Source organism: Natrarchaeobaculum sulfurireducens, from assembly GCF_003430825.1.
Lineage (GTDB): Archaea > Halobacteriota > Halobacteria > Halobacteriales > Natrialbaceae > Natrarchaeobaculum > Natrarchaeobaculum sulfurireducens.
Genome location: NZ_CP024047.1, coordinates 357,186 through 380,748 on the forward strand (window position 1 = coordinate 357,186; position 23,563 = coordinate 380,748).

Here is a 23,563-nt window from a genome sequence, read left to right on the forward strand (position 1 = left end):
AATCTCCGTGATGGGCGCTATCGGACGACACGGATCTCGCCGGTGACGGACGACGCGATTCGGGACGAGACGATGGGGTCGGAACGGGACGGCGCTCGAGTCGAAACGGTGGCTTTAGGCGCCCGCTCACCCACCGACTCCGCATGAGCCACTTCCCGGAGTTCGAAGTGATCCCTGCCGTCGACTTACAAGACGGCGAGGTCGTACAACTGGTCCAGGGCGAACGCGGCACAGAGAAAACGTACGGCGACCCCGTCGAGGCCGCCGAGCGCTGGATCGACGCCGGCGCGGACTCGCTTCACCTCGTCGACCTGGACGGTGCGTTCGAGGGCGAGCGACAGAACGCCGAGGCGATCGACGCCGTCCTCGAGACCGTCGACGTTCCCACGCAACTCGGCGGCGGCATCCGCACCGCCGAGGACGCCGTGGGCTTGCTCGAGCGCGGTCTGGATCGCGTCATCCTGGGCACTGCCGCCGTCGAGAACCCGGAAATCGTCGCCGAGATCAGCGATACACACCCCGACAGCGTCGTCGTTAGCCTCGACGCGAAAGACGGCGAGGTCGTCGTCGAGGGCTGGACCGAAGGAGCTGGCGTGACGCCGGTCGAGGCCGCCGAACGCTACGACGACCTCGGTGCGGCGGCGATCCTCTTTACGAACGTCGACGTCGAGGGTCGACTCGAGGGCGTCGCCACCGACCCCGTCCGGGACCTGGTCGAGGCGACCGACGTCCCGGTGATCGCCAGCGGCGGCGTCGCCACCCTCGAGGACGTCCGTGCGCTCGAGGCGGCTGGCGCGGGGGCCGTCGTCGTCGGGAGCGCACTGTACGAGGGTGCGTTCACGCTCGAGGAGGCCCAGGCTGCGCTCGAGTGACACAAACGCCGCTCGAGTGAGTCGGTGGCTGCTCGATCACGACTTCCAGAACGCCGGTGTCAGGAGAACGAGCACGGGAATAATTTCGATTCGACCGATCCACATCATGACGATCATGACGGCGCGGGAACTCGCGGGGAACCAGGCGTAACTCTCGAGCGGACCGGCCCGTTCGAACGCCGGGCCGATGTTGAGGAAGATCGAGGCGGCGGCACCGAGGGCCTCGAACTCGCCGACGAACGCTCCGGCGCGGGCGGCGTCGACGACGAGGAAGACGGTTAGGACGAAGAAGATGACGATGGCGAGTAACACGTACGCGAAGACGTCGTTGACCGTGTCCTCGTCGACGACGCCGTCGCCGAGGCGAACCGGGCGGATGGCTCGGGGGTGGACGGCGGTAAAGAGATTTCGACGGAACGCCTTGAGGACGATCAACCACCGGAAAGACTTGATCGAGCAGGTGGTGCTGCCGGCCATCCCGCCGAGGAACATACAGAGAAAGAGGGCGTGTTTCGCACCGGCAGTCCAGGCGTCGAAGTCAGTCGAGGCGTAGCCCGTCGTCGTGAGCAACGATGCGACGTTGAACAGTCCGTGTCTGATCGTCGGCTCGAGCCCCTTCTCGATTTCGGGGTCGAACGCGAGGATAGCGACGACGACGACGCCGAAGAACGCGAGCGTTCCGAGGTAGAACCTGAGCTCTTCGGACTCGACTGGTCGCTCGAAGTCGCCCTGGGTGAGGTAGTACAGCAGGACGAAGTTGGTCGACCCGACCACCATGAAGGGGATGATCGACCACTGGACGGTCGGAGAGAACGCGCCGATGCTGTCGGGCTCGGGCGAGAAGCCAGCCGTCGCGACGCTCGTAAACGCGTGGGAGACGGCGTTGAAGAAGTCCATGTTCGGTGCCAGCCCAAGCAGGTGTAGGGCGTAGAAGACGGCGATCGCGAGCAGCGTAAGCCCGACGTACAGCCCCCAGATGAGGCGTGCCGTCTCGGCGATGTGTGGCCGAAGTTTCCGGACGTTTCGCGTCTGGGTTTCGGTCTCCATCAGCTGTGCACCACCGATCATGAGGTGTGAGAGTAGCCCAATCGCAACGATCAGGATGCCAAGCCCGCCGAGCCACTGGATGAGTTGTCGCCAGAGTAGGACCGACCGGGGTTGCTCGGCGAAGTCCCACTCGTTCATTACCGTTGCCCCTGTCGTCGTCAGCCCGCTCGTGCTCTCGAACATCGCGTTGACCGGCCCGTTCACCGGGCCTGCGAACGACGACTGGCCGCCGCTGGCAAGTCCCACGAGCAGGAAGGGAATCGCGCCGACCGCCGCGACAGCGAGCCAGGTCACCGCGACCATCAGGAACGACTCGCGCTGGCCGAGCTCGCGGTCGTCGCTCAATCGCTCGAGTGTGAGTCCGACGGCGACCGTGACGGAAATCGCGACGAGAAACGGGACGGGGTCGTCGCCGTCGAGGACAGCAAGCCCCAGTGGTACCGCAAGCGGTACGGCTAACCACTTCAGCACTGTCCCGGTGAGGCTACAACTCGAGCGCCAGTCGACGCGAATCTTCATCGAAGTGTCCTACCTGCGACGTGCGGGAAAATAACCGATTCGGAGTTGGTGGCCACGAGTCAAAGATAGTCAGCCAACGGAGCGTGGAGGGACGACTCGAGTCAGTGCTGGTTGTGCCCGTGGCCGAGGTAGAGTGCGAGGACGTTGATCGCGAGTAATGCCAGGAACGTCAGCGTGACGCTTGGATCGCCGAGTCCCTGTGCGAGGAGGGGGACGTGCACGAAGGGCAGGGCGATAGCGATCCAGAACGACAGGAACTGTGCCGGACCTTTGACTGTCCGGCGGAGTGAGTGATTGTCGCGTTGTCGCTCCGTCTCAGGGCTTGACGGGGCGATCGATTCGTTCGAGAGCGGGGAGTGATTCGACATAGATCGGGGCACCTCTTCTCAATCACGACATTCACTGCACACATCATATAACGGGCTGAACATTGACGCAGTTTCGGCCCGTTTTACCGAGTTAGTGTCTACAAAACGACCTTTCGCGACGCTTTTAGCGACCGTTAGACCTTTCATACTGCTTTCTATGGCTGTTTTAGCGATCGGTTCGACTCGATCGGCCTGACTGGCGTCGCCGTCGTTTTGGTGACCGTCGAGCGCAACCCCCTTGTAGTCGTGGTGCGATCGAATCGACATGAGCGAGCGAGCCGCGACCGTTACGCGGGAGACGGGCGAGACGGACATCGAGTGTCGACTCACGGTCGACGGCAGTGGGACCGCCGACGTCGAGACGGGTATCGGGTTCTTCGATCACATGCTGACGGCACTTGCCAAACACGGGTTGTTCGACCTCGAGCTCACCTGTGACGGGGACCTCGAGGTCGACGACCATCACACCGTCGAGGACGTCGCGATCGTTCTCGGAGTTGCACTCGACGAGGCCCTCGGCGACCGGTCGGGGATCGTCCGCTATGCCGACCGACGGGTTCCCCTCGACGAGGCCGTCGCAGGCGCAGTCGTCGACGTGAGCGGGCGGCCGCGGTTTTACTTCGACGGCTCGTTCTCTCAGGACTCCATCGGTGGGTTCACGAGCGACATGGCCAGACACTTCGCAGAATCGCTCGCGATGAACGCCGGCCTCACGCTCCATCTCGAGGTCGACGGCGAGAACGCCCATCACGAGGCCGAGGCGCTGTTCAAGGCGCTCGCCCGAACCCTCGACGATGCGACCCGAATCGACGAGCGTCGCGAGGGAACGCCGAGTACGAAAGGAACGCTCGACGGCTAGACGCCGGGGACGTTAGGCCCGATACAGGTTGCCGCCTCGTTCTTCGAATTCCCCGTTCTCGAGCGCCGCGTCGACGATTCGTTCGGCCGTCTCGGCCTCGAGGTCGTAGGCTCCAGCAGCCAGTTTCTCGACGGCAGTGCGCTCCATCGGGAACTCCCGGTTGCGAAGCAGTCGAACGACCTTGCCGTAGGCTCGCGGCGGGGCCGACGTCGCGTCCGGGTCGGTATCGGCTGTCGGGGAACGCCCCGCAGACTCTGTGGTGTCTTCGCTCGTCTCACTCGAGTGGGGGCCATCGTCGCTCGAGGGTTCGGGTGCAGATTCGGTTGCGTTTTGCTCTGTTGGCTGCTCACCGAGCGGTTCCGCAGCGTCGTCGGCATCGTCACTGTCGGGCTCATCGTCCACGTCGAACGTGACTTCGCCAGTCGCTCCGGAGTCGGCTGGGTCCTCCGTCCGAGAGTCAGAGACCGACGCGTTCGGGCTTCGGTCTCGAGGCCGCTTTTCGGTCGATCCGTCAGCGGAGGCGACGATCGATCCCGACGACCCATCGGGGGACCCCGCTGACTCGAGCGGCCGTTGGGTTCGGCGGTCCCGTTCGGAGGTGTCCGCGCTGGTGCGGGCCACCAGCGGCTCGATAATCGTCTCGAGTCGACGCTTACACTCTTCACAGAGGACGACGCGTCGCTGTTCGTGCGGTTCCGGCTCGAGGGTGGACGGGATGGCCTCGAACGTTCCGACCGCGTCTGCCTCACAGAAGTCACAACGCTGGAGTGCTCGCATAGTACGTGTTAGCAGTCGTGGTGGTAAAAACGTCCGTCAGACGGTCCTATGGCGCTTCACACCGAGACGACGACCACGGGGTCTTATACGTTCGAACCCGTAGAGCGTATCAAATGTTCGACGAGATCATGGAGAAATTCGAGGGGTCGCCGAGCCAGCAAGCGGTGATCCGACTGCTCCTCGAGCGCGGATTCTCGGTCAACGACGACGGCCGGGTCGTCTCCGGTGGCATCGAGATTCCGAACACGGGAATCGCACGAGAGATCGACGTCGACCGCCGGGTCGTCGACTCGACGACGGACGTCATCCTCGAGGATCCCGAACTCCGTCGTATCTTCCAGAACATCTCGCAGGTGCCGAGCCTGATGGACCTCGCTCCCGTGCTCGATCTGACGGTGCTGACGATCACGCCCGTCGACGCCGAGCGCAAGGGAATCGTCGCCGGGATCACCGGAACGCTGGCCGACCACGACGTCTCGATCCGTCAGACGATCAGCGAAGATCCCGAGTTCACCGACGAGCCGAAACTCTATCTGGTGACCGATCAGGATCTTCCCGGTGGGTTGATCACCGAAATTCGCGACCTCGAGTTCGTCCGCAAGATCGAACTCCAGTGACCACCTCGACACAGTGGGTTGGGTCGGTATACCGTCGGACAGCAGTCACCGAAGACAACTCGCTCACAAGGGCGGTGAACGTTTTTAGCTGAAAGAGAGGGCGCTAAGCCCCCGTCCTCAAGGAGCGAGGGGAAGCCGAGCGAGTAGGGCGGGGATACAGTGCCCGCACGATTCACAACCAATTCTACTCAATACTCTTAACTAACCACAACCACTAGTAGGCGACAAGTCGCATGGAGTACAGTCCACGATACCGACTCTTTCCAACGACCGAGCAACGGGAGAGTCTCGACTGGACGAGAGACACCGTGCGACAAGTCTACAACCACGCACTCCACGAATTCAACCAAATCCCCGAAGACGGAGGCACGCTCCGACAGCGCGTCTGGAAAGTCCGAGACGACTTACCACAAATCAAGCAATGGTGGACTGACTTGAAACAAGTCTACTCTACTGTCTTGCAGAAAGCTGTCGAACGCATCCGCACCAACATCAACAATCTCGGTAAGCTGAAAGCCAAGGGCTATGATGTTGGTTCGTTGAACTGGAAAGCGCCGCGTGAGTATCGGAGTTTCACGTATCGGCAATCGGGCTTCGAACTCGACACGAAGAGTGGCCCACGAGACCGTGCGATACTCCGTTTGAAGAAAGTCCGCGGTGAAACGCTGGAGATTCCAATCCGACTCCACCGTGACCTTCCAGAGCATGATGCTATCAAGGAAGTCACAGTGAAGAAAGAACCTACGGGAGCGTGGTACGCCTCGTTCTGCATCAGTACCGCCGAACCCGAGAAACCTGTTCCAGAAAACATCGGCGCTGAAGATACTGTAGGAATCGACCTCGGGGTCCTCAACTTCATTCACGACTCAGACGGTCGTTCCATCAGGCGACTCGACTTCTCCGACGAGCGAGAGCGACTCGAACGCGAGCAACGCTCGCTCTCTCGCAAACAGTACGAGTCGAACAACTGGGAGAAGCAGCGCCGTCGCGTTGCCGAGGTTCACGCTCGGATGTCGAACAAGAAGCGAGATTACAAGCACAAGCTCGCACACTTCTACGCGACGGAGTACGATGCCGTGTTTGTCGAGAACCTTAATGTGAAGTCGATACTAGAAGGTGATGGCAACGCTCGGAACAAGGCTGAAGTTGGGTGGGGTGAGTTCAGAGCGATTCTCGAACACCACTGTGAGAAGCACGGCACGCACTACGTTGAGGTGAATCCGAGAGGTACAACGAAAGAGTGCGCGTCGTGTGGGGCGGAAACCGACAAACCGTTATGGATTCGGGAACACTCGTGCCCTTCCTGCGGGTTCGAGACTGATAGGGATTGGAACGCAGCGCTGAACGTGAAGTCACGTGGATTGTCGAAACTAGGAGTGGTTCACTCCGAATCAACGCCTGTGAAGACTGCGACCGCTGTGGACTCTGTTACAGTGTCTGCAAGTCGCGTCGTCGAAGCAGGAAGCCCCTGCCTCAAGGAAGCCGCGTCAGCGGCTGAGTAGGCAGGGGTAGTTCACAGTTCTGTCCGACAGCATCACTCCTCGATAGCTTTCACCTCGTGGTCCTCGAGGACTAACTCGAGGGCGCTCGTCAACTCCTCGAATCGATCCATCGACATGTCGTCGGTCGTTACCCAGACGCCGTGGTCGCCCCGGATCACTCGTGAGAGGTACCCGTTCTCGAACATCCGAATCGTCGCGCCGTACTCGCCGAGTTGGGTGTTTCGGTAGGCCGACTGGGAGTGAAAGCCGAGTCGTTCGTGTTCGGCGAAGCCGACGAGGTCGGCGGTCTGATCCAGGTCCGACCGGAGATAAAGCTGTTCGACGTCGTCGTCGTCGGTGAAGTAGGTAATGCTCCGGAGTTCGTCGCCGACGGCCGTCCGACAGACGGATACCAGTTCGTCCGCGAGCGGTTGATCGATTGCGTCGCCGTCCATGCCATAACATACCGCACCTGGCATAAATAGCGTACGGGAACTGGCAAGGAACCGAACACTGTTGATCGGGTGACCGACGCTCGTCCGTTCGTGGCCAAACGCATCCCAGTGTGACCGATGGGCTCTTTTCACCGCCCCGAGTATCGCCGGGCATGGTCGAAAGGCGCGGACTCGAGTCTGGTGAGGGTTCGTGAGTCGAACCTACCTGACCGTCGATGCACCCGCGACCGCGAGGTTCGTCGTCCAGGGGTCGGAGTTCATCGGCCACATCCGTCCCGTCGAGTCCGCCGAAGCGGCCGAGACGTTCGTCGAGTCGATTACTACTGAGTACGCCGATGCCACGCACAACGTTCCCGCCTATCGCGTTCGTGTCGATGCCGACAGCGACATGTTGCGGGCGTACTCGAGCGACGACGGCGAACCCTCCGGGTCGGCTGGAAAACCGGCGTTGAACGTCCTCGTCCAGCAGGACATCGAGAACTGCGCCGTCGTCGTCACCCGGTACTACGGCGGGACGAATCTCGGCGTCGGCGGCCTGGTCCGGGCGTACTCCCGCGCCGTCAAAGAGGCCCTCGAGGAAGCCGGCGTCGTCGAGCAACGGCCACACGAACACGTCGCCGTCACCGTCGAGTACGACGACTCCGGCACCGTTCGCGGAATTATAGAGAGCGAGGGCTACGAGTTCGATGCCACCTACGAGGCCGACGTCTCCTTCGACGTTCGCGTCCCGCTCGAGGAAGCCGACGCGTTTCGGGACCGACTCCGGAGTGCCACCAGCGGTCGAGTCGACCTCGAGTAGGAGGGCGACGTTCGTTCACGCTCCCGGCTGCGGTCGGCGGGTCCCTCACCACCGTGGCCATCTGCGTGCCCACCTGTTTTTGACCGTTCGGCCCCTACGGTTGCCTATGCGAATCGTCACGACGCTCCCGTCGGCGACCGAGACCGTAGCCGCACTCGGCCTCGAGCCGGTCGGCGTCTCCCACGAGTGTGATTATCCACCGACCGTCTCCTCTCTGCCGTCGGTCACTCGCTCGCGCATCGATGCCAGTGCCTCGAGCGCCGAGATCGACAGTCAGGTACTCGAGACGGCCGACGACGGGGTCTACGACGTCGACGTCGAGACGCTCGAGGCACTCGAGCCGGAGCTGATCGTCACTCAGGGAATGTGTGACGTCTGTGCGGTCGACGAGGCCGTCATCGCCGACGCGGTCGAACAGCTCTCGACAGAGCCTGAAGTGTTGACGACCGATCCACACAGCGTCGCGGACGTCCTCGACGACCTCGAGCGGATCGGCCGGGCGGTCGGCCGAGAGCAACGTGCCCGCGAGGTCCGTACGCGGCTCGAAGCACGGATCGACCGCGTCCGCAAGCGAACTGCCGACATCGCATTCGAGGAGCGCCCGCGCGTTGCGATCTTCGACTGGACCGAGCCCGCGATGATCGCGGGCCACTGGACGGCCGAACTCGTCGAGTGGGCCGGCGGCGAGTACGACCTGGCCACCGTTGGGGAGCGCTCTCGGCCTCGCGAGTGGACGGAGATTCTCGAGTACGATCCGGAACTCGTGATCGTCGCGCCCTGTGGCTTCGGCCTCGACCAGACCGCCGCGAACCGGACCGACCTCACCGACCGTGCGGGGTGGGACGACCTCACCGCCGTCCGGGAGGGCCGCGTCTGGGCGATGGACGGCCATCACTACCTGAATCGGCCCGGACCTAGACTGGTCGAGACGCTCGAGGCACTCGCACCGATCGTCCAGCCAGCGCTGTTCGACGACCGGGCGGCCGGCCCCATCACGGACGCGGACGCCTTCGATGACTTCGACACGCAGCTGCCGTCGCTCGAGTCGGTCGCTGTCCCGTTCGAGACCCTGTCCGAGCGACCGACGTCCGTCGACCGGTCGACCGCAGAGCCGTGACTGAACTGGACGACTCCGTCGCCGGGGCTGGCGGGCCGACCCTGATCCTCCCGCGATCGATCCGTGAGGTGATCGTAGCGCGAGCCCGCGAGGGACACCCCGAGGAGATCTGTGGGATCTTCGGCGGCGAATACGGTCCCGAGCGGAGTCACGTTCGCTCACAGTATCCCGCCGAAAACGTCGCCGAGACGCCGCGAACGCGGTATCGGATCGATCCCGAGGCGCAACTCGAACGCTTCGAGCGACTCGAGGCCCGCGGCGAGGAAATCGTCGGCTTCTATCACTCTCACCCGCAGGGGCCGCCGCGGCCGAGCGAGACCGACGTTGCGAGCGCCACCTGGCCAGACCGTTCGTACGTGATCGTCTCGCTCGCCCCGCTCGAGATCGGCTCGTGGCGCTGGCGCTCGAGCGACGGCGAAGCCGGAATCGAGAACGCGACCGACGGCGGTCGGTTCGAGCGCGAACGACTCGTCCTCGAGTAATCTTCAGTCCTCGTCGTCCCCCGCCTCGAGTTCTGCGGCTCGTTGTCTGGCTTTTGCGGCCGCCTCGCGGAACTCGTCGATCCGGTCGTCGGCCTCCTTCGAGACGAGATATTTGAAGTCGTCGGGCATCAGGCCGGTCTGGATCTCGAGGGTGACCATCGCGTCACAGCCTTCGACGATTTCTGGGGCCCACTTTCCCTGGGCCAGTTTCGACTCCTCGGTGACGACCGCCTCGCCGTCTTCGACGTCGATGAACGCCGTCGCCGTGTTCCAGATTCCCGGATCGCTCGTGGTGACCTCGTCGTACAGCCCCTCGAGCCGGGAGCCTTTGACCGGTTCGTCACGAACCTCCGCGATGAGGTCCTCGAGGGCGGCGACGATCTCGTCGTACTCGGCCGCCTCTTCGCGGAGCGTCTCCGGCGTGTCGCGTGGATCGTCCCAGGTCATCAGCGAGTCCTCCGTTCGTCCATCGTCGGGTACATGCACTGGACTAGCCGCTTTGTCGCCGTAAACGTACGCTTCCGCGCCGACGACGAGGACGAATCAGCGCGCCCGCTCGAGCACGTCGGGGACCCAGCCACGGTTCGGATCGTCGGTTTCGTCCATCCACCCGACGAGCCGCTCGCGCATCGACCGGCGGATAGCCGTGTAGTCGGGGTGGTCGATCAGGTTCTGCAGTTCGGCGGGGTCGGCCTCGAGGTCGTACAGTTCGTCGACGTCGGGGCCGTTGTAGACGTACTTGTACCGATCCGTACGGACCATCCGCTGGCTGTAGAGGCCGAACTCGTCGCCGTGGTACTGGGCGAAGCTCGAGTCGGGCCACGACTCGGGGACGGCAGCTGGGTCGCCGCCACCCTCGAGCAGGGGGACGAGACTTCGTGCGTCGAACGATCCCGGAATCTCGACGTCGGCCAGCTCGAGGAACGTTGCCGCCAGATCGTGGAGGTGAACGGGGGCCGCACAGGTCGTGCCGGGATCGACGACGCCGGGCCAGCGCACCTGCAACGGGATGCGGTAGGTGTCGTCGTACATCAGCGGCCCCTTGTTGAACTGACGATGCCCGCCGACGAAGTCGCCGTGATCGGCGGCGTGGACCACGACCGTCTCGTCGGCGAGGCTGAGCCCCTCGAGGGCCTCGAGCACCCGCTCGAGCTGGTCGTCGACCAGCGAGACGAAGCCGCGGTACTTCGCGATGGCTTCGGCCCACAGCTCCCGGTCGAAGTCGGCGACGCCGCGGTAGTGACAGTAGTTCTCGTGAACGCGTGGTTTCCCGTCGAACGTCTCGGCGTAGCTCTCGGGGAGGTCGATCGACGCGGGATCGTACATCGAGGCGTAGGGCTCGGGCACGACGTAGGGGTGGTGTGGGCCGTAGAAGTCGGCTCGGTGGAAGAATCGTCCGCCATCAGCGTCGGTTTCGCCGTCGGCGTGCGCCTCGAGCGCGTCGATCGTCCGCTGGGCCAGAAAGTACGCGCGGGTGTCCTCGACGTCGACCGGCGTCGTGGCGGCGACGAACGTACCTGAGTCGCCATTTCGCGGCTTCTCGCCAGTGTAGAGTTCATCCTCGAGGTCGACCGCTTCCAGGGGAACGCCCCGCTCCCTGCGATACTCGAGGAACGCCTCGTCGATATCGTCGTGGTGTTCGTCACTGCCGCCGAGATACGAGAAGCCGAACGCCTCAGGGGTCCTGTCTCGCCCGACGTGCCACTTCCCGGTGTACGTACAGTCGTAGCTGTTCGCGTCCAGCCGTTCGGAGAACGTCGGAATCCCGGTCGGCAGGTTCGGCTGGATGGCGTCGGCCTCGTGGCAGTTGTTGAGCATGCCGTGGCCGTGGGGAAACTGCCCCGTGAGCAGCGACGCCCGCGCGCTCGAGCAGATGCTGATCGGTGTAACCGCCTGCGAAAAGCGCATCCCCTCGCTCGAGAGGCGGTCCATCGTTGGCGTCTCGACGGGTGGCCCCTCGGGCGCGCTGTAGTCGTATCGCTCCTGGTCAGTGAGGACGAACAGGACGTTCGGGCGGGAGTCGGACATCGACCGTCGTACACCAGCGCCTGCATTAACGCTGGTCCCGGCTCACCCGAGTGAGAACGCCGGATCGACGGTTCGGGACCCGTCAAAAACTCAGTCGAGCGCCCCTGTGACGTCCTCGATTTCGGCATCGTCTACGCCGACCATCACGATAGAGGAACCAACTAGGAGACGTCCTCGAACGTCGGTCGGTCGTGTTCGCCGGGGAACTCGTCGACGGGAACCTGGGTTTGCTCGCCCGAGTCCATGTCCTTGATCGTCACTTCGTCGTTCTCGAGGTCTTGCTCACCGGCGATGACGACCGTCTCGGCGTTGATCGAGTCGGCGTAGTTCAGCTGTGAGCCGAACGAGCGGCCGGCAATGTCGGTCTCGACGACGTGCCCGCGCTCGCGCAGGTCGCGGGCAATTCGAGCCGCTTCGGGGCGTGTATCGCCGACCTGAAGGACGTAGTAGTCGGTCGTCACCTCCTCTGCGGGCCAGACGCCGGCGCGCTGACAGAGCAACGAGAGCGTCGCGTGGCCGGGGGCGACGCCGACCGCGGGCGTCGGCTGACCGCCGAACGACTCGATTAAGTCGTCGTACCGGCCGCCGCCGAAGATCGACCGCGAGACCTCGCCCGCGGAGTCGAAACACTCGAAGACGACGCCGGTATAGTAGTCGAGTCCGCGCGCGGTCTCGAGCGAGACCGTACAGTACTCGCGGGCACCGAAATCCTCGGCCGCCTCGAGCACGTTCTGGAGGTTAGAGACGGCGTCGTCGACTCGTTCGGTGTCTGCAAACGCCTTGACGTCCTCGAGGTCACCGCTTGCGATCAGGTCGTCGAACTCGGCGGCCTGGTCGTACGTGAGGCCGGCCTCGACCAGCAGATCGTGGTACTCCGCGGTCGTGATCTTGCCCGACTTATCGACCGCGCGGATGGCGTCGTCGATTGCGACGTCGGCGTCGTAGGTCTCGAGGACGCCGCCGAGGATGTCTCGGTGGGAGATGCGAAACTCGAAATGCTCGCCCGTCAGCCCGAGACTCGTCAGCGCGTCGGCGGCCCACGCGAGGATCTCGGCGTCGGCTTCGGGCTCGCTCGAGCCGAAGATGTCGACGTTAGTCTGGTAGAACTCGCGCTGGCGACCTTGCTGGACCTGCTCGTAGCGCCAGAACGGCCGCGTCGAGAACCACTTGATCGGCTTCGAGAGTTCCTGTTGTTTCGCCACGACCATCCGCGCAACCGTCGGCGTGAGTTCGGGGGTCAGCGTGACGTGGCGGCCACCCTGGTCTTCGAAGGCGTACAGTTCGTCGACGATCTCGTCGCCGCTCTTGTCGGTCCACAGTTCGGCGCGCTCGAGCGCCGGTGTTCCGATCTCGCGGAACCCATACCGACGGGCCGCCTCCTCGATGGTATCGATGGTTTCCCGTCGAGCGGCCATCTCGCCGGGGTAGAAGTCGCGAAAGCCCTTGATCCGGTCGTACATGGCAGGTGATTCGCCCACGGCGGACTTCTATCTGTTCGTTTGAAACCGTCGCCGTCGGATGAGGGGCGTCCATCGTGGGTGAGGCCGTCGTCACTACGCTAACTGGCTCCGGCCAACCCGTGCGACCGATCCGACACGGGGCCCGCCCGACCGTTCCGCCGCCGAAACTGCCGGTTTGAGTGGAGCTAGTGCTCGAGCGCTCGAGTGGCCGTGCGTCGATCCACGTCCGGGGCGGTCATCGGACATCGGTCACGTACGTCTGTTCGTGATCCGGGAAACAGTCGGCGATCGCCTCTGGGCCGGCTTCGGCGGCGAGAATCGCCCGAAGTTCCGCTTCGTAGTCGGCTCGCTGAATCTCCTCGCTCGGGCCGACCGTCACCTCGAGGTGGGCGTCGACCAGTCGGTCGACCGCCTGCCGACCAAAGCCCGATAACGGCGCGATGTAATCGACGTCGTGGCGGTCCTCGAGACTCTGGGCCTGTGCACGTGAGACCGTCGGAACGCGGTCGTCACGGCGGGTGCCGTCCGCGATGGCGTCGAAGCCAGCGGCCGCGAGTTCCTCGAGGGCGTGCTGGTGGACGTGTTGGATGCCGTTTCGCGGGAAACCGTCGTCGCGGATGCGCGCGACGGCTTCCTCGGCGATCTCGCGTTCGAGATCGAGCGGCTGGAACTCGAACTCGAGCGCCTCGGCCGTCTCTCGGGCGTGTTTCCAGTCGTCGGTGACGTCGAAGCGGGCGGTGACCAGCGTGACATCGTAAAAGTCCTCGAGCAAAAGCGCCGCCAGCGTCGAGTCTTTTCCCCCGCTGTAGAGCAATCCCAGATGCATCAGCGTCCTCCGTCCGTGTTCGTCGCCATCAGCGTCGCCGAATGTCGAAGCTCTTCGAGTCGGGTTTGAGCTCCTTGAGCAACTGTTTCATCTTCTCGTCGTCGATCTTCCCCTGAATTCGGCCACTGCGAGCGAGGGCGACGACCTGTCGTTCGACCTGTTCGCCGAACTGGGGTTTGCTCATCTTGACCGTGTTGAGCCGCTTTCGTGCATCGTCGGTCAAGTGCTGGCGAAGCAGCGCCTGTTTCTGCGCTTCGGCTTGTTGCTGAGCCGCTTCCTGGTCGGCACCGTCTTGTTGGGACTCGGCTTGTTCCTGTAGCTGCTCCATTTTCTTCTGTCGCAGCTCCTCGAGTTTCTCTTCGTCTGGCGTTCCGCTCATAGCTCTACGCATGCGTAGTTTCGCCCCGGGGAAAATGATTACGGACGCGAGTCGGTACGGCGGCTGCTCGAGGGTGTGTTCGGCCCGAAAACGGTCTCGTCGCAGTCGCGGCGATTACGCGTAGCGCTCGAGTTCCGGACGGTCGAGGTCTTCGAGGACGGTGCCGGCGGTTTCGTCGAGCAGGCTTCGGCCCTCGGGCGTGATTCGTCGACCCTGGCCCTCGGCGGTCTCGACGAGGTCTTGTTCCTCGAGTTGCTGGAGGATCGTGCGGATGACGTTTCGCGACCCATCTGCACGCTTGTCAGGTGCGACCTGGTATCGGTTCGAACCGTTTTTCGAGCCACCGTACTCGGTCGAGAGTCGCTCGACGCCGATTGGACCGCGGTCGGCGACCTTGCGCAGCAAGCTTGCGGCGCGGATCGCCCAGAAGTTCTCCTGCTCTGGGGGCAGTTCGCGGTCGACACCAGCTTTGGCGAACTGGTTCCACTCCGGTTCCTCGAGTTCGTCCTCGAGTTCGTCGGCGAGCGCCTCGATGAGGTCGTCCACCGGAACGTCGTACATCGTAGCCATTGGCGTCAGGTTCCCTTTCGCGGCATTTAAGAGCATCGTATCGGAGCCGTCGGCCGGACGTTCCGTCGCGCTCCGGACCGTTTTTCGCCCTCCGGACGAAACACCGTGTATGGACGAACGGGCCGCCCTGGCGCTGCTGTCGGCAGAACTCGAGGACGCGGGTGACGATGCGGCCGTGGTCGACGACCTCGTGATCACGACCGATATGCTTCACGAGCGGACGGATTTCCCTCCAGGAACGACGCGATATACCGCTGGCTGGCGGGCCGTCGGTGCCTCCCTCTCCGACGTCGCGGCGATGGGTGCGGAGGCGACGGCGGCAGTCGCCGCCTACGCCGCTCCCGCGTTCGACGACGGGGAACTTCTCGCGTTCGTCCGGGGCGCACGCGACGTCTGCGAGCGCGTCGGAGCGAGTTACGTCGGCGGCGACCTCGACGAACACCAGGAGTTCACTGTAGCATCTACTGCCATCGGCCGTACCGACGACCTAGTCTTTCGCAGCGGTGCTCGCCCCGGTGACGCCGTCTGTGTGACCGGCACGCTCGGGCGAAGCGCCGCTGCCCTGGAACTCTTCAACCGCGCGGGTGACGGCCCGGCTCGTGACGACGAGGACGACCTCGAGCGTGCGAACGCTCTCTTTCAGTTCGAGCCGCGGGTCGCGGCTGGCCGTACGCTTGCTGGCTATGCGACGGCCATGATGGACTCGAGCGACGGCCTCGCACGCTCGCTCCACCAGCTCGCCGAAGCCAGTGACTGCGGGTTCACTATCGACGCCGATCGGGTTCCGATCACTGACGCGCTCACGGACGTCGCCGACGACGACGCCGTCTTAGACCTCGCAACGACGTTCGGTGAGGATTTCGAACTCGTCGTGACGCTCTCAGAATCGGACCTCGAAGCCGCCCGCAGTGTGACCGACGTTCGGCTCTCGAGGATCGGGTCCGTCGTTACACGCGAAGACGGGATCACGCTCGACGGCGAGCCACTCGCCGACCGCGGCTACACCCACGGCTGAGTCCTCAACTGACGATCTGGATCGGGACCGGCGTGAAACAGAGCACCCCGAGTACGAACGTGATGACGCCGAGGGCGAATCGTCCGCGGCCCAGAGACTCGTCGTGTACCGGTCGGGCCGGTCCGACCGAGGCGAGTACCGCGGTGAACACGCCCCAGACGGCCCAGATGGCGATCGCGTTTCCGTCGGCGTCGGTCAGATAGTAGAGATACGCCGCGAGTCCAAAGAGCGCGCCCGGAACGAGCGCGGCGATCGTCCGCTGGTAGCTGCCGGCCATCGCACGCAGGATGTGCCCGCCGTCGAGTTGGCCGACCGGAATCAGGTTGAGGAACGTGACGAACAGCCCGACCCAGCCGCCGATGACGACGGGATTTACCGCCGTCCCCGGATCGTCGCGGTACAGCGGTTGGTCGAAGGCCATCGCCAGCCACTCGAGCAGCGGCGGATAGCCCAGTTGAAGTTGGATGGCGTCCGGGTGGTCGACCAGTGTTTCGGGGGCGGTAACCGGGGGAAGGTGGAGCCCGATGACGGTGACGACGACCGTCGCGACCAGCCCGGCGAGCGGACCGCTGACGCCGATGTCGAACAGTGCCCGCCGATCGGGCATTCGGCCGTTCATCTTGATGACCGCACCCATCGTCCCGATCAGTGTCGGCACGGGGATGAAATAGGGTAAGGAGGCGTCGACGTCGTGATACCGGCTCATCACGTAGTGGCCCATCTCGTGGACGCCGAGGACACCCAGGATCGCGACCGTAAACGGCCAGGCGCGCCACATTTCCGTCGGTTCCGCGATCGGATCGATGTGGTACCACATCGAGCCAGCAAACAGCGTCGAAACGACCGTCAGGGCGAACAGGACGACGTTCGTCCAGGGAATCCCGTCGATTCCGACCGACGTCGGCTCGGCGACCAGTGCGAAGCCGCCGTGACGGCGTTCGATATGGAGTTCGTACCCGCACTCGCGAAACACCGGCCACAACTCGGCGAGTACGGTGTCGGGGTCGGCTTTCGGAACGCCGTAGTAGACGAGCCGCTCCGATTCGACGCCCGCCTCGTAAACCGAAAACACCGGCCGGAGTCGCTCGAGCGGCGGTCCGTCTTCGGGTGCGGTGATCCAGGGTGGATCGGAGCCGGACCCGACGCTGTCGTCCATCACCCGACGTTCTTCACCCGCTCGTATAAATGGACTGTCGCCGGCAGGCTCGTCCGTCTTCGACCGCTTGCGTCTCCGTGAGTGCCGTCGCTACGGATCGAGAGTGAGGAGTCAGGGAGCAGGAGTCGTGTCGGATGGCGTCCGGGGTTGCGGACGCGCCGACAGGGGTGGAGTGGGGGCGTACGGAGCAGGGGACTCCGTGTCGGATCGTGGCGTAAGTGCCAGTGGTGGGTGCAGGTTCCTGCGGGGCTGTGCTAGCGGTCGATGTGACGACAGTTACACGGGAGCGACGCGCCACGTGGTTGCACTCGTGTACGACCACTTCTCGATCTCCAGGTCGTCAACCGACTCCGAGAGCTTGACCATGAGCGCGCCGATCTCTTTCGGGGACATTCCGACGTCGTCTGCGATGAACTTGCCTTTGAAGTACAGCTCGCCATCTTCGGCGCGTTCGCGCAGGTAGCGTTTCAGGCGGTGTTCTTTGCTTTCCGTGGAGGGTTGGGCTGTCGTGCTCATCGACATCTCTGCCTTGTGAGGGAGACCTGTTATAAAGACAGGATGATTCGGGAAATTTCGGTTGGGTTCAACAAAACAGCAGGTAATAAATCTTTTATTCTTCCTTAGGATACATTTTACGAGAGGTTTAGAAGCCTTTAGACGTTTTAAAACCACTCCTAATCAATTATCTCTATGTAGAAGACACTGGCATCTTTTCAGTCATGGTTTACAGCACATCGATTGTTACAACCGCAACTGGAGTGAACTCAACTACTGGGTGCGCTCGTGAACCCAGAACTCGTCTTCGACCGTCACTTCCTTTTTGAATAGCGGAACCTCGTCTTTGAGGCGGTTGATCCCGTCTTCGACGGTCCGAAACGCCTCGTCGCGGTGGCCAGCGAGAACGACGACGAAGACGATGTCCTCGCCGCGTTCGACGACGCCGGTTCGGTGGTAGAGTTCGACCTCGAGAACGCCGTCTCTGGCCTCGAGGTCGGCTTCGAGCGCGGCCATTCGCTCTTCGGCGACGCCCTCGTACTTCTCGAACTCGAGGAACTCCGTCGGCGTGTCGTCGGGATCGTCTTTCGTCCGGACGCGGCCCGTGAAGGTGGCAATCGCGCCCGAGAGGTCGGCCTTCGGCGAGCGTTTGACCCGGCTGACCAGCGACTCGAGCGTCTGATAGGGTTCCGTCTCTGCGAGGTCGCTCGCGAGACGGGCATCCTCGAGGTCGGCCGACGTTTCGATCACAGCCAGCACGTCGTCGTTCTCCGAGCGGTCGGCCTCTGGACCGACCAGAACCGATGGGTATCGGAGTTCGGGGACGCCGACGACGACTGCGTACTCGCAGGTCGGGGTCAACTGATCGAGTGCGCCCTGGACGGACAGTCCCGTCCCGCTTGCCATCCAGTCACCGTCAGCACCGAGGTCGTAGGTCACGTCGCCGCCGAACGTGATGGTCTCGCCTGCCGCTGGGGTCCCGTCGGCGATCGTGGCGTCGTATCGGACGACGCCGACGCGCCCCTCGCGGGAGAGGTGATCGACGGTTCGGTCGACGACCGCCTCGAGCGTCTCCCGTTCGGCCCCACGGTCGAGTACACCGAGTACGTACATACCTCACGTATGCGGCCGTCGGGCTTTGTAGCTATCGCAGCCCTGACGAGCGATGCATCTGTGTCGCTGTCGTAGCCGTGACGATTCCCGCACCTCCCAACCGCGTCGAGGGGTGGCCACCCGCCCGACTCGAGGCTGACGACTGTGCGGTCAACGGGGCGAGTCCGGACGCAATTCGACTGAACTCGAGCGGGGGATCTGTACGCGCGGTCGGATGGGCTACGCTCCCGAAGCCGTTCAGAACCCAGCTCGAACGCGATGGAGAAACGCTGGCCTGTTCGCTCGAGGTCGCTCTCGAGATTGAGAGTGGCTCGTGCTCGCACGCTACGGCCGCCGGCCAGTTGACAATCCTTAAGAGAGCAACCCGGCTACACCGGATTAGTATGAAAGTGGTCGTCTCAATAGGCGGAAGCGTGCTCGTGCCCGAGCCGGGCGGGGATCGGGTGGCCGAGCACGCGGCCGTCGTCGAAGACCTCGTCGCGGACGGCTGTCGGGTCGGTGCCGTCGTCGGGGGCGGCGGCGTCGCCCGCGAGTACATCGGTGCCGCACGCGAGCTGGGGGCTAACGAGATCGAACTCGATCAGCTAGGAATCGACGTTACGCGACTCAACGCACGGTTGCTCATCGCCGCCCTCGGCGAGGAGACGATCACCGCGCCCGCCGAGGACTACGAGGAAGCCGGCGAGTCGCTCCGGCAGGGAGACGTCTCGGTCATGGGCGGCGTCGCACCGGCCCAGACGACGGACGCCGTCGGAGCTGCGCTCGCTGAATACGTCGATGCCGACTTGCTCGTCTACGCGACGAGCGTTCCCGGCGTCTTCAGCGCCGATCCCAACGAGGACGACGACGCGACGAAGTACGCAGAGCTCACCGCGACCGAACTCGTCGACGTCATCGCCGGCCTCGAGATGAACGCCGGTGCCTCGGCCCCCGTCGACTTGCTCGCGGCGAAGATCATCGAGCGCTCGGGAATGCGGACGATCGTCCTCGACGGCACCGACCCTGAACGCATCGCTCGCGCCGTCCGTTACGGCGATCACGACGGCACCGACGTCGTCCCGGAGGGTGCCGGCGAAGAACCGACGTATTGGGCCCAAAACGACTGATGAGAGACGAGAACGCCGACGAACCTGAGACGGCCGACGACACGGACGCGAGTCCCTACACGCTCCAGCGCGACGACGGGGACGAACACCACGCCTTCTGGGCGGACGATGTCGCCGACCGAATCGAAGCGCGGACTCCCACGGAACCCATCGTCGTCAAAGGTGGTATCTCCCCATCGGGCGTTCCCCACCTCGGCAACGTCAACGAGATTATGCGCGGGTACTACGTCGCGGAGGTCCTCAGAGAACGCGGATACGAGGTCCGTCAGGTCTTCACCGCCGACGACCGCGACCCGCTCCGCGGGCTCCCGCGAACGCTCTGTGATCTCGAGGGCACCCTCGTCGACTTAGGCGACGTCAACGCTGGCGCGCTCGGCCGGAATCTCGGCGCGCCCTACACGGACATCCCCGACCCCTTCGGCTGCTGTGACTCCTACGGCGAGCACTTCTCACAGATCATCGCCGATAGCGCCGACGCCGTCGACGTGCCGATCGACCTCCTCTCGAACACCGAGCTCTACGAGACAGGAGCGTTCGACGAGGTCACTCGGTACGTCCTCGAGCACGCCGACCGTGCCCGCGACGTCCTCTCGAGGTACCAGGACAAGGTGGACGCCGACGGCGACTACGTCCCGTTCAACCCGATCTGTGCGGAGTGTGGAAAGGTGACCGAAACCGTCACTGACGTCGACCTGGACGCCGAGCCGCCGACCGTCGACTACGTCTGTACGGATATGGACGCCGGCGATCAGACGATCGACGGCTGTGGCCACGAGGGCACGGCGACGATCCGCGAAGGCAAGATGCCCTGGCGGTTCGAGTGGCCCGGCCAGTGGCAGATGCTTGGCGTCGACTTCGAACCGTTCGGCAAGGACCATGCCGAGGGTTCCTGGCCCAGCGGTCAGGACGTGGCCAGAACCGTCCTCGAGACCGAACCGCCCGTCCCGATGGTCTACGAGTGGTTCACGCTCGACGGCGAGCCCTTCTCGTCGTCTGCGGGGAACGTCATCCTCGTCTCGGACGTTCTCGAGTTGATCGAACCCGAAGTCCTGCGCTATTTCTTCGCCAAAGATCCCTCGAAGGCCCGCGACTTTAGTGTCGAGCGTTTAGACCAGCTGGTCGACGAGTTCGACCGCTTCGAGGCGATCTACTTCGGTGACGTCGAGGCAAGCGAGGACGAACGCGAGTTCGCCGAGCGTGTCTATCCGCTCGTCGTGGACGGGGCGGCTTCAGCCGCCGAAAACGAGCGCACCAGTGAGCGCGAAAGCGAGCCTCGAGAAGACCGAATTCGGCTTCCCTACACCTTCGCTGCCGTCCTCGGCATGACCGATGATCCCGACCTGCGCGAAGAAATCGCCCGCCGTGAAGGACACATCGCCGACGACGCCCCCGAGTGGGCCGTCGAGGGCGCACTCGCCCGTGTCGACCGCGCCCGAAACTGGGCCCGGCGAACGGGCAACGAGTTCGACTACGAACTCAAGCGGACGACGCTCCCAGATCACGAGTTCGATGCCGCAACTGAGGCGGCGCTCGACGAACTTGCCGACTTCGTCGCGGCGGCCGACGACCTCGAGCCGGACGCGCTTCAGGGCGAAATCTACGAAACCGCAAAGCGCCACGACGTCCCGGTCGGCGACTTCTTCGGGGCCGGTTACCGGCTCTTTTTCGACGAGGAACAGGGGCCGAAGCTCGGTCCGTTCCTCGCGAAGGTCGATCGCGAGTTCGTCGTCGACCGATTACGCCGGGAAACGTAGTCCCAGCAGCCGTTTTTTTCTCGTGTGGCGACCGGGTGGCAGGTCCGATCGCCGACTCGCCTTCGACAACTCGAGAGACAAAAGCCATTTGAAAGCGCCTCCCTGAGTAGGGATAGATGGAGTACGGCGTCCCTGCGTTTATTTCACCCCCCGAACTCTTCGGCTCCGAGACGATCACGTGGATTCTGCTCGGGCTGTTCGTCTACTGGGCCGGAGTCCTCGCGCTCAGAAACGCGAATCTGCTGCCGAGTTACGTCGGCACACAGGGGCCGATCCTCACGTTCCACACGAAACGTGGCCGTGCGTTTCTCGACTGGCTCTCCGGCCCCAAACGGTTCTGGCGTGCGTGGGCGAACTTCGGCATCGGCATCTCGCTCGTCGTCATGGTCGCGATGTTCGGTTTCCTGTTGCTTGCGGCCATCGCAGCGCTCACATCGCCACAGCCAGCGACCGACGTCCAACAGCCGCGGAACGTTCTCGTAATCCCCGGCGTCAACGACTTCTTACCGCTGTCGGCCGCGCCAGGTATCGTCTTCGGGCTGCTCGTCGGCCTCGTCGTCCACGAGGGCGGCCACGGATTGCTCTGTCGCGTCGAAGACATCGATATCAACTCGATGGGCGTCGCGATGCTCGCGATCATCCCGATCGGCGCGTTCGTCGAACCGGATCACGAAAGCAGCAAAGACGCCTCGAGAGGCGGTCAAACGCGGATGTTCGCGGCCGGAGTGACGGCGAACTTCGCGGTGACGATACTCGTGTTTGCGCTGCTGTTCGGCCCGATCGCGGGTTCGATCGCCGTCGCACCGGGAGCGGCCGTCGGCGGCATCGCCCCTGACTCACCCGCCGCTGATGCTGGTATCGAACCCAATGATCGGATCACAGCGATCAACGGCGATCCTGTCGAGGGCAACGACGACCTCGAGGATCGACTCGAGGCCGCCGACGGCGAGGTGATCGACGTCGAGGTAAACGATGAGGAGACCGCGAGCGTCGAGCGCTCGCTGCTCGTTACCGCAGCGATGGACAACGGTCCGACGGGACTCGACATCGGCGATGCAGTCGTCGCCGTCAACGGCCAGGAGGTCGCAACGGAAAACCAGTTCTACGAGGCGGTCGGTGACAACGAGGTCGTTACGCTGACGGTCTCCCCCGACGGGGAAGACGAACTGGTCGAGCGTGACGTTCCCATCGGCGCGGCCGTCACTCTCGTCGAGGACGGCCCGCTCGAGTCGGCACTCGGCGCGACTGAAGCCCCTGTCGTCGTCACCGCCGTCGACGGTGAGCGTACCCACACCTATAGTGACCTGACGTCGATACTCGGCGAACGCGAGCCGGGCGACGAAATCGCCATCACCGGCTACGTCGATGACGAACGCATCGAAGAGACGGTCACCCTCGACGAACACGCCCAGCAGGCTGGCAATGCGTTCCTCGGCGTCGAGCCGAACCCCGGCACATCGGGACTCGATCTCTCCGCGATCGGCGTCCAACTGTATCCCGCAGAAGAGTATCTGGTAATGCTCGGTGGCTCCGGTGAGGGGAGTTTCGGTGCCGTCACCGACTCGTTCCTCGGAAAGATCGGCCTGGCGTTACTATTGCCGATTATCGGCGTCGTCGGTATGTTGCCGTTTAATTTCGCCGGCTTCACGGGTGGCGTCGAGAACTTCTATGAGGTGCAGGGGTCACTCGCTGCACTCGGCGACGGGACGGTTTTCGTGATCGCAAACCTGTTGTTCTGGACCGGCTGGATCAACGTCCAGCTCGGCTTCTTCAACCTCATCCCGGCGTTCCCCTTAGACGGCGGGCACATCCTTCGGACGAGCACGGAAGCGGTCGTCTCCCGGCTGCCGATCGAGGCGACTCGTGGGATGGTCAGAGTGGTGACGACCACAGTTGGGCTGACGATGCTCGCCAGTTTCCTCCTGATGTTGTTCGGACCGGGGCTACTCGCCGGCTAGCGCTCACGCCTCGTCGTCGACGCCGAGGCGGTCGTAGAACTCCTCGAGCGTCTCTTCGACCTGCTCGAACCCGTAGACAGACCCGTAAGACAGCTCCCAGTGGCCGTCGCTGCTCTCTCTGAGATATTCGTAGCCGTATCGGGTTTTATAGCAACTCGGGGACGAGTTAGTCGATGAGCCCCTTCGGCGGCCCGCATTTCTGCAGTGACACTCGGGTTAACTGGGTGAGGTAAATGCATTCGGTCGGCAGCGTCGGTCGATTTCCGCCCGAATACCCGACGACCCGCCGTTCGACGGGTGCGACTGAACG

The 23,563-nt window shown here is 63.7% G+C and carries 24 protein-coding genes; 11 read left to right on the forward strand and 13 right to left on the reverse strand.

Annotation, left to right across the window (positions count from 1 at the left end; all coding sequences use genetic code 11):
* The first annotated feature begins 143 nt into the window (after positions 1-143).
* Positions 144-872 (forward strand): 1-(5-phosphoribosyl)-5-[(5-phosphoribosylamino)methylideneamino]imidazole-4-carboxamide isomerase, encoded by a 729-nt coding sequence (hisA, locus tag AArc1_RS03000; RefSeq protein ID WP_117362843.1) that lies wholly within the window; start codon positions 144-146, stop codon positions 870-872.
* Between the two features lie 36 nt (positions 873-908).
* On the opposite strand, the gene AArc1_RS03005 is transcribed toward hisA, so the two are convergent.
* Both AArc1_RS03005 and AArc1_RS03010 read right to left on the reverse strand, forming a co-directional pair.
* Entirely contained in the window at positions 909-2,438 is a 1,530-nt protein-coding gene (locus AArc1_RS03005) for a TrkH family potassium uptake protein (RefSeq protein WP_117362844.1), read from the reverse strand.
* 101 nt (positions 2,439-2,539) lie between these two features.
* Positions 2,540-2,806 (reverse strand): hypothetical protein, encoded by a 267-nt coding sequence (locus AArc1_RS03010; RefSeq protein ID WP_117362845.1) that lies wholly within the window; start codon positions 2,804-2,806, stop codon positions 2,540-2,542.
* 265 nt (positions 2,807-3,071) lie between these two features.
* Here AArc1_RS03010 and hisB point away from each other — a divergent pair, with 265 nt between their 5' ends.
* Positions 3,072-3,665 (forward strand): imidazoleglycerol-phosphate dehydratase HisB, encoded by a 594-nt coding sequence (hisB, locus tag AArc1_RS03015; RefSeq protein WP_117362846.1) that lies wholly within the window; start codon positions 3,072-3,074, stop codon positions 3,663-3,665.
* Positions 3,666-3,677: 12 nt separating this feature from the next.
* On the opposite strand, the gene AArc1_RS03020 is transcribed toward hisB, so the two are convergent.
* The gene (locus AArc1_RS03020) at positions 3,678-4,442 is read right to left on the reverse strand and encodes a hypothetical protein (protein WP_117362847.1); all 765 of its coding nucleotides are present in this window, start codon (positions 4,440-4,442) and stop codon (positions 3,678-3,680) included.
* Positions 4,443-4,555: 113 nt separating this feature from the next.
* Between AArc1_RS03020 and AArc1_RS03025 the strand changes: the two genes are divergently transcribed.
* Together AArc1_RS03025 and AArc1_RS03030 are read left to right on the forward strand one after the other, a co-directional pair.
* A complete protein-coding gene (locus AArc1_RS03025; protein ID WP_117362848.1) occupies positions 4,556-5,059 on the forward strand; it encodes an amino acid-binding protein in 504 nt (167 codons plus the stop codon).
* Between the two features lie 233 nt (positions 5,060-5,292).
* Positions 5,293-6,561, forward strand: coding sequence for an RNA-guided endonuclease InsQ/TnpB family protein (locus AArc1_RS03030; protein WP_117362849.1), 1,269 nt, complete (start codon positions 5,293-5,295; stop codon positions 6,559-6,561).
* Positions 6,562-6,593: 32 nt separating this feature from the next.
* Here AArc1_RS03030 and AArc1_RS03035 read toward each other — a convergent pair whose 3' ends face one another.
* On the reverse strand, positions 6,594-6,995 hold the full coding sequence (locus tag AArc1_RS03035; RefSeq protein ID WP_117362850.1) for a DUF7522 family protein: 402 nt from the start codon (positions 6,993-6,995) through the stop codon (positions 6,594-6,596).
* A 190-nt stretch (positions 6,996-7,185) separates the two neighbouring features.
* On the opposite strand from AArc1_RS03035, the gene AArc1_RS03040 reads away from it, so the two are divergent.
* The 3 genes from AArc1_RS03040 (at position 7,186) to AArc1_RS03050 (ending at position 9,393) form a co-directional block, all read left to right on the forward strand.
* Positions 7,186-7,794, forward strand: a complete 609-nt coding sequence (locus AArc1_RS03040; RefSeq protein WP_117362851.1) for an IMPACT family protein — start codon at positions 7,186-7,188, stop codon at positions 7,792-7,794.
* Between the two features lie 106 nt (positions 7,795-7,900).
* Positions 7,901-8,911, forward strand: coding sequence for a cobalamin-binding protein (locus tag AArc1_RS03045; protein WP_117362852.1), 1,011 nt, complete (start codon positions 7,901-7,903; stop codon positions 8,909-8,911).
* Positions 8,908-9,393, forward strand: coding sequence for a desampylase (locus AArc1_RS03050; RefSeq protein WP_228442379.1), 486 nt, complete (start codon positions 8,908-8,910; stop codon positions 9,391-9,393). Before AArc1_RS03045 ends, AArc1_RS03050 begins: the two co-directional genes overlap by 4 nt.
* A gap of 3 nt (positions 9,394-9,396) precedes the next feature.
* On the opposite strand, the gene AArc1_RS03055 is transcribed toward AArc1_RS03050, so the two are convergent.
* The 6 genes from AArc1_RS03055 to AArc1_RS03080 all read right to left on the reverse strand — a co-directional run bounded on the left by AArc1_RS03055 (position 9,397) and on the right by AArc1_RS03080 (position 14,656).
* Complete coding sequence (locus AArc1_RS03055) at positions 9,397-9,840, reverse strand: hypothetical protein (RefSeq protein ID WP_117362853.1); 444 nt, start codon at positions 9,838-9,840, stop codon at positions 9,397-9,399.
* 96 nt (positions 9,841-9,936) lie between these two features.
* On the reverse strand, positions 9,937-11,421 hold the full coding sequence (locus AArc1_RS03060; RefSeq protein ID WP_117362854.1) for a sulfatase-like hydrolase/transferase: 1,485 nt from the start codon (positions 11,419-11,421) through the stop codon (positions 9,937-9,939).
* Between the two features lie 161 nt (positions 11,422-11,582).
* Positions 11,583-12,881 (reverse strand): histidine--tRNA ligase, encoded by a 1,299-nt coding sequence (gene hisS, locus AArc1_RS03065; RefSeq protein ID WP_117362855.1) that lies wholly within the window; start codon positions 12,879-12,881, stop codon positions 11,583-11,585.
* Between the two features lie 235 nt (positions 12,882-13,116).
* Positions 13,117-13,707, reverse strand: coding sequence for a DUF7411 family protein (locus AArc1_RS03070; RefSeq protein ID WP_117362856.1), 591 nt, complete (start codon positions 13,705-13,707; stop codon positions 13,117-13,119).
* A 28-nt stretch (positions 13,708-13,735) separates the two neighbouring features.
* Positions 13,736-14,086 (reverse strand): DNA-binding protein, encoded by a 351-nt coding sequence (locus AArc1_RS03075; protein ID WP_117362857.1) that lies wholly within the window; start codon positions 14,084-14,086, stop codon positions 13,736-13,738.
* Between the two features lie 114 nt (positions 14,087-14,200).
* Positions 14,201-14,656 carry a 30S ribosomal protein S19e gene (locus AArc1_RS03080; protein WP_117362858.1) on the reverse strand — a complete coding sequence of 152 codons (456 nt, stop codon included), beginning with the start codon at positions 14,654-14,656 and terminating at the stop codon, positions 14,201-14,203.
* A gap of 109 nt (positions 14,657-14,765) precedes the next feature.
* Between AArc1_RS03080 and thiL the strand changes: the two genes are divergently transcribed.
* Complete coding sequence (gene thiL, locus AArc1_RS03085) at positions 14,766-15,671, forward strand: thiamine-phosphate kinase (RefSeq protein WP_117362859.1); 906 nt, start codon at positions 14,766-14,768, stop codon at positions 15,669-15,671.
* A gap of 4 nt (positions 15,672-15,675) precedes the next feature.
* On the opposite strand, the gene AArc1_RS03090 is transcribed toward thiL, so the two are convergent.
* The 3 genes from AArc1_RS03090 to AArc1_RS03100 all read right to left on the reverse strand — a co-directional run bounded on the left by AArc1_RS03090 (position 15,676) and on the right by AArc1_RS03100 (position 18,435).
* Entirely contained in the window at positions 15,676-16,827 is a 1,152-nt protein-coding gene (locus AArc1_RS03090) for a site-2 protease family protein (protein ID WP_117362860.1), read from the reverse strand.
* Between the two features lie 276 nt (positions 16,828-17,103).
* Complete coding sequence (locus tag AArc1_RS03095) at positions 17,104-17,349, reverse strand: DUF7123 family protein (protein WP_117362861.1); 246 nt, start codon at positions 17,347-17,349, stop codon at positions 17,104-17,106.
* A gap of 246 nt (positions 17,350-17,595) precedes the next feature.
* Positions 17,596-18,435: a molybdopterin synthase gene (locus tag AArc1_RS03100; protein WP_117362862.1), complete on the reverse strand. Its 840-nt coding sequence runs from the start codon at positions 18,433-18,435 to the stop codon at positions 17,596-17,598.
* A gap of 383 nt (positions 18,436-18,818) precedes the next feature.
* On the opposite strand from AArc1_RS03100, the gene pyrH reads away from it, so the two are divergent.
* The 3 genes from pyrH (at position 18,819) to AArc1_RS03115 (ending at position 23,253) form a co-directional block, all read left to right on the forward strand.
* Positions 18,819-19,541: a UMP kinase gene (gene pyrH, locus AArc1_RS03105; RefSeq protein ID WP_117365757.1), complete on the forward strand. Its 723-nt coding sequence runs from the start codon at positions 18,819-18,821 to the stop codon at positions 19,539-19,541.
* Positions 19,541-21,295, forward strand: a complete 1,755-nt coding sequence (gene lysS / locus AArc1_RS03110) for a lysine--tRNA ligase (RefSeq protein WP_117362863.1) — start codon at positions 19,541-19,543, stop codon at positions 21,293-21,295. The genes pyrH and lysS overlap by 1 nt, the downstream gene beginning before the upstream one ends.
* 116 nt (positions 21,296-21,411) lie before the next feature.
* The gene (locus AArc1_RS03115; RefSeq protein ID WP_117362864.1) at positions 21,412-23,253 is read left to right on the forward strand and encodes a site-2 protease family protein; all 1,842 of its coding nucleotides are present in this window, start codon (positions 21,412-21,414) and stop codon (positions 23,251-23,253) included.
* Positions 23,254-23,563: the final 310 nt, after the last annotated feature.

Coding starts and splice junctions, on each gene's coding strand:
- hisA (WP_117362843.1), top strand. CDS start 144: ATGAGCCACTTCCCGGAGTTCGAAGTGATCCCTGCCGTCGACTTACAA.
- AArc1_RS03005 (WP_117362844.1), bottom strand. CDS start 2,438: ATGAAGATTCGCGTCGACTGGCGCTCGAGTTGTAGCCTCACCGGGACA.
- AArc1_RS03010 (WP_117362845.1), bottom strand. CDS start 2,806: ATGTCGAATCACTCCCCGCTCTCGAACGAATCGATCGCCCCGTCAAGC.
- hisB (WP_117362846.1), top strand. CDS start 3,072: ATGAGCGAGCGAGCCGCGACCGTTACGCGGGAGACGGGCGAGACGGAC.
- AArc1_RS03020 (WP_117362847.1), bottom strand. CDS start 4,442: ATGCGAGCACTCCAGCGTTGTGACTTCTGTGAGGCAGACGCGGTCGGA.
- AArc1_RS03025 (WP_117362848.1), top strand. CDS start 4,556: ATGTTCGACGAGATCATGGAGAAATTCGAGGGGTCGCCGAGCCAGCAA.
- AArc1_RS03030 (WP_117362849.1), top strand. CDS start 5,293: ATGGAGTACAGTCCACGATACCGACTCTTTCCAACGACCGAGCAACGG.
- AArc1_RS03035 (WP_117362850.1), bottom strand. CDS start 6,995: ATGGACGGCGACGCAATCGATCAACCGCTCGCGGACGAACTGGTATCC.
- AArc1_RS03045 (WP_117362852.1), top strand. CDS start 7,901: ATGCGAATCGTCACGACGCTCCCGTCGGCGACCGAGACCGTAGCCGCA.
- AArc1_RS03055 (WP_117362853.1), bottom strand. CDS start 9,840: ATGACCTGGGACGATCCACGCGACACGCCGGAGACGCTCCGCGAAGAG.
- AArc1_RS03060 (WP_117362854.1), bottom strand. CDS start 11,421: ATGTCCGACTCCCGCCCGAACGTCCTGTTCGTCCTCACTGACCAGGAG.
- hisS (WP_117362855.1), bottom strand. CDS start 12,881: ATGTACGACCGGATCAAGGGCTTTCGCGACTTCTACCCCGGCGAGATG.
- AArc1_RS03070 (WP_117362856.1), bottom strand. CDS start 13,707: ATGCATCTGGGATTGCTCTACAGCGGGGGAAAAGACTCGACGCTGGCG.
- AArc1_RS03075 (WP_117362857.1), bottom strand. CDS start 14,086: ATGAGCGGAACGCCAGACGAAGAGAAACTCGAGGAGCTGCGACAGAAG.
- AArc1_RS03080 (WP_117362858.1), bottom strand. CDS start 14,656: ATGGCTACGATGTACGACGTTCCGGTGGACGACCTCATCGAGGCGCTC.
- thiL (WP_117362859.1), top strand. CDS start 14,766: ATGGACGAACGGGCCGCCCTGGCGCTGCTGTCGGCAGAACTCGAGGAC.
- AArc1_RS03090 (WP_117362860.1), bottom strand. CDS start 16,827: ATGGACGACAGCGTCGGGTCCGGCTCCGATCCACCCTGGATCACCGCA.
- AArc1_RS03095 (WP_117362861.1), bottom strand. CDS start 17,349: ATGTCGATGAGCACGACAGCCCAACCCTCCACGGAAAGCAAAGAACAC.
- AArc1_RS03100 (WP_117362862.1), bottom strand. CDS start 18,435: ATGTACGTACTCGGTGTACTCGACCGTGGGGCCGAACGGGAGACGCTC.
- pyrH (WP_117365757.1), top strand. CDS start 18,819: ATGAAAGTGGTCGTCTCAATAGGCGGAAGCGTGCTCGTGCCCGAGCCG.
- lysS (WP_117362863.1), top strand. CDS start 19,541: ATGAGAGACGAGAACGCCGACGAACCTGAGACGGCCGACGACACGGAC.
- AArc1_RS03115 (WP_117362864.1), top strand. CDS start 21,412: ATGGAGTACGGCGTCCCTGCGTTTATTTCACCCCCCGAACTCTTCGGC.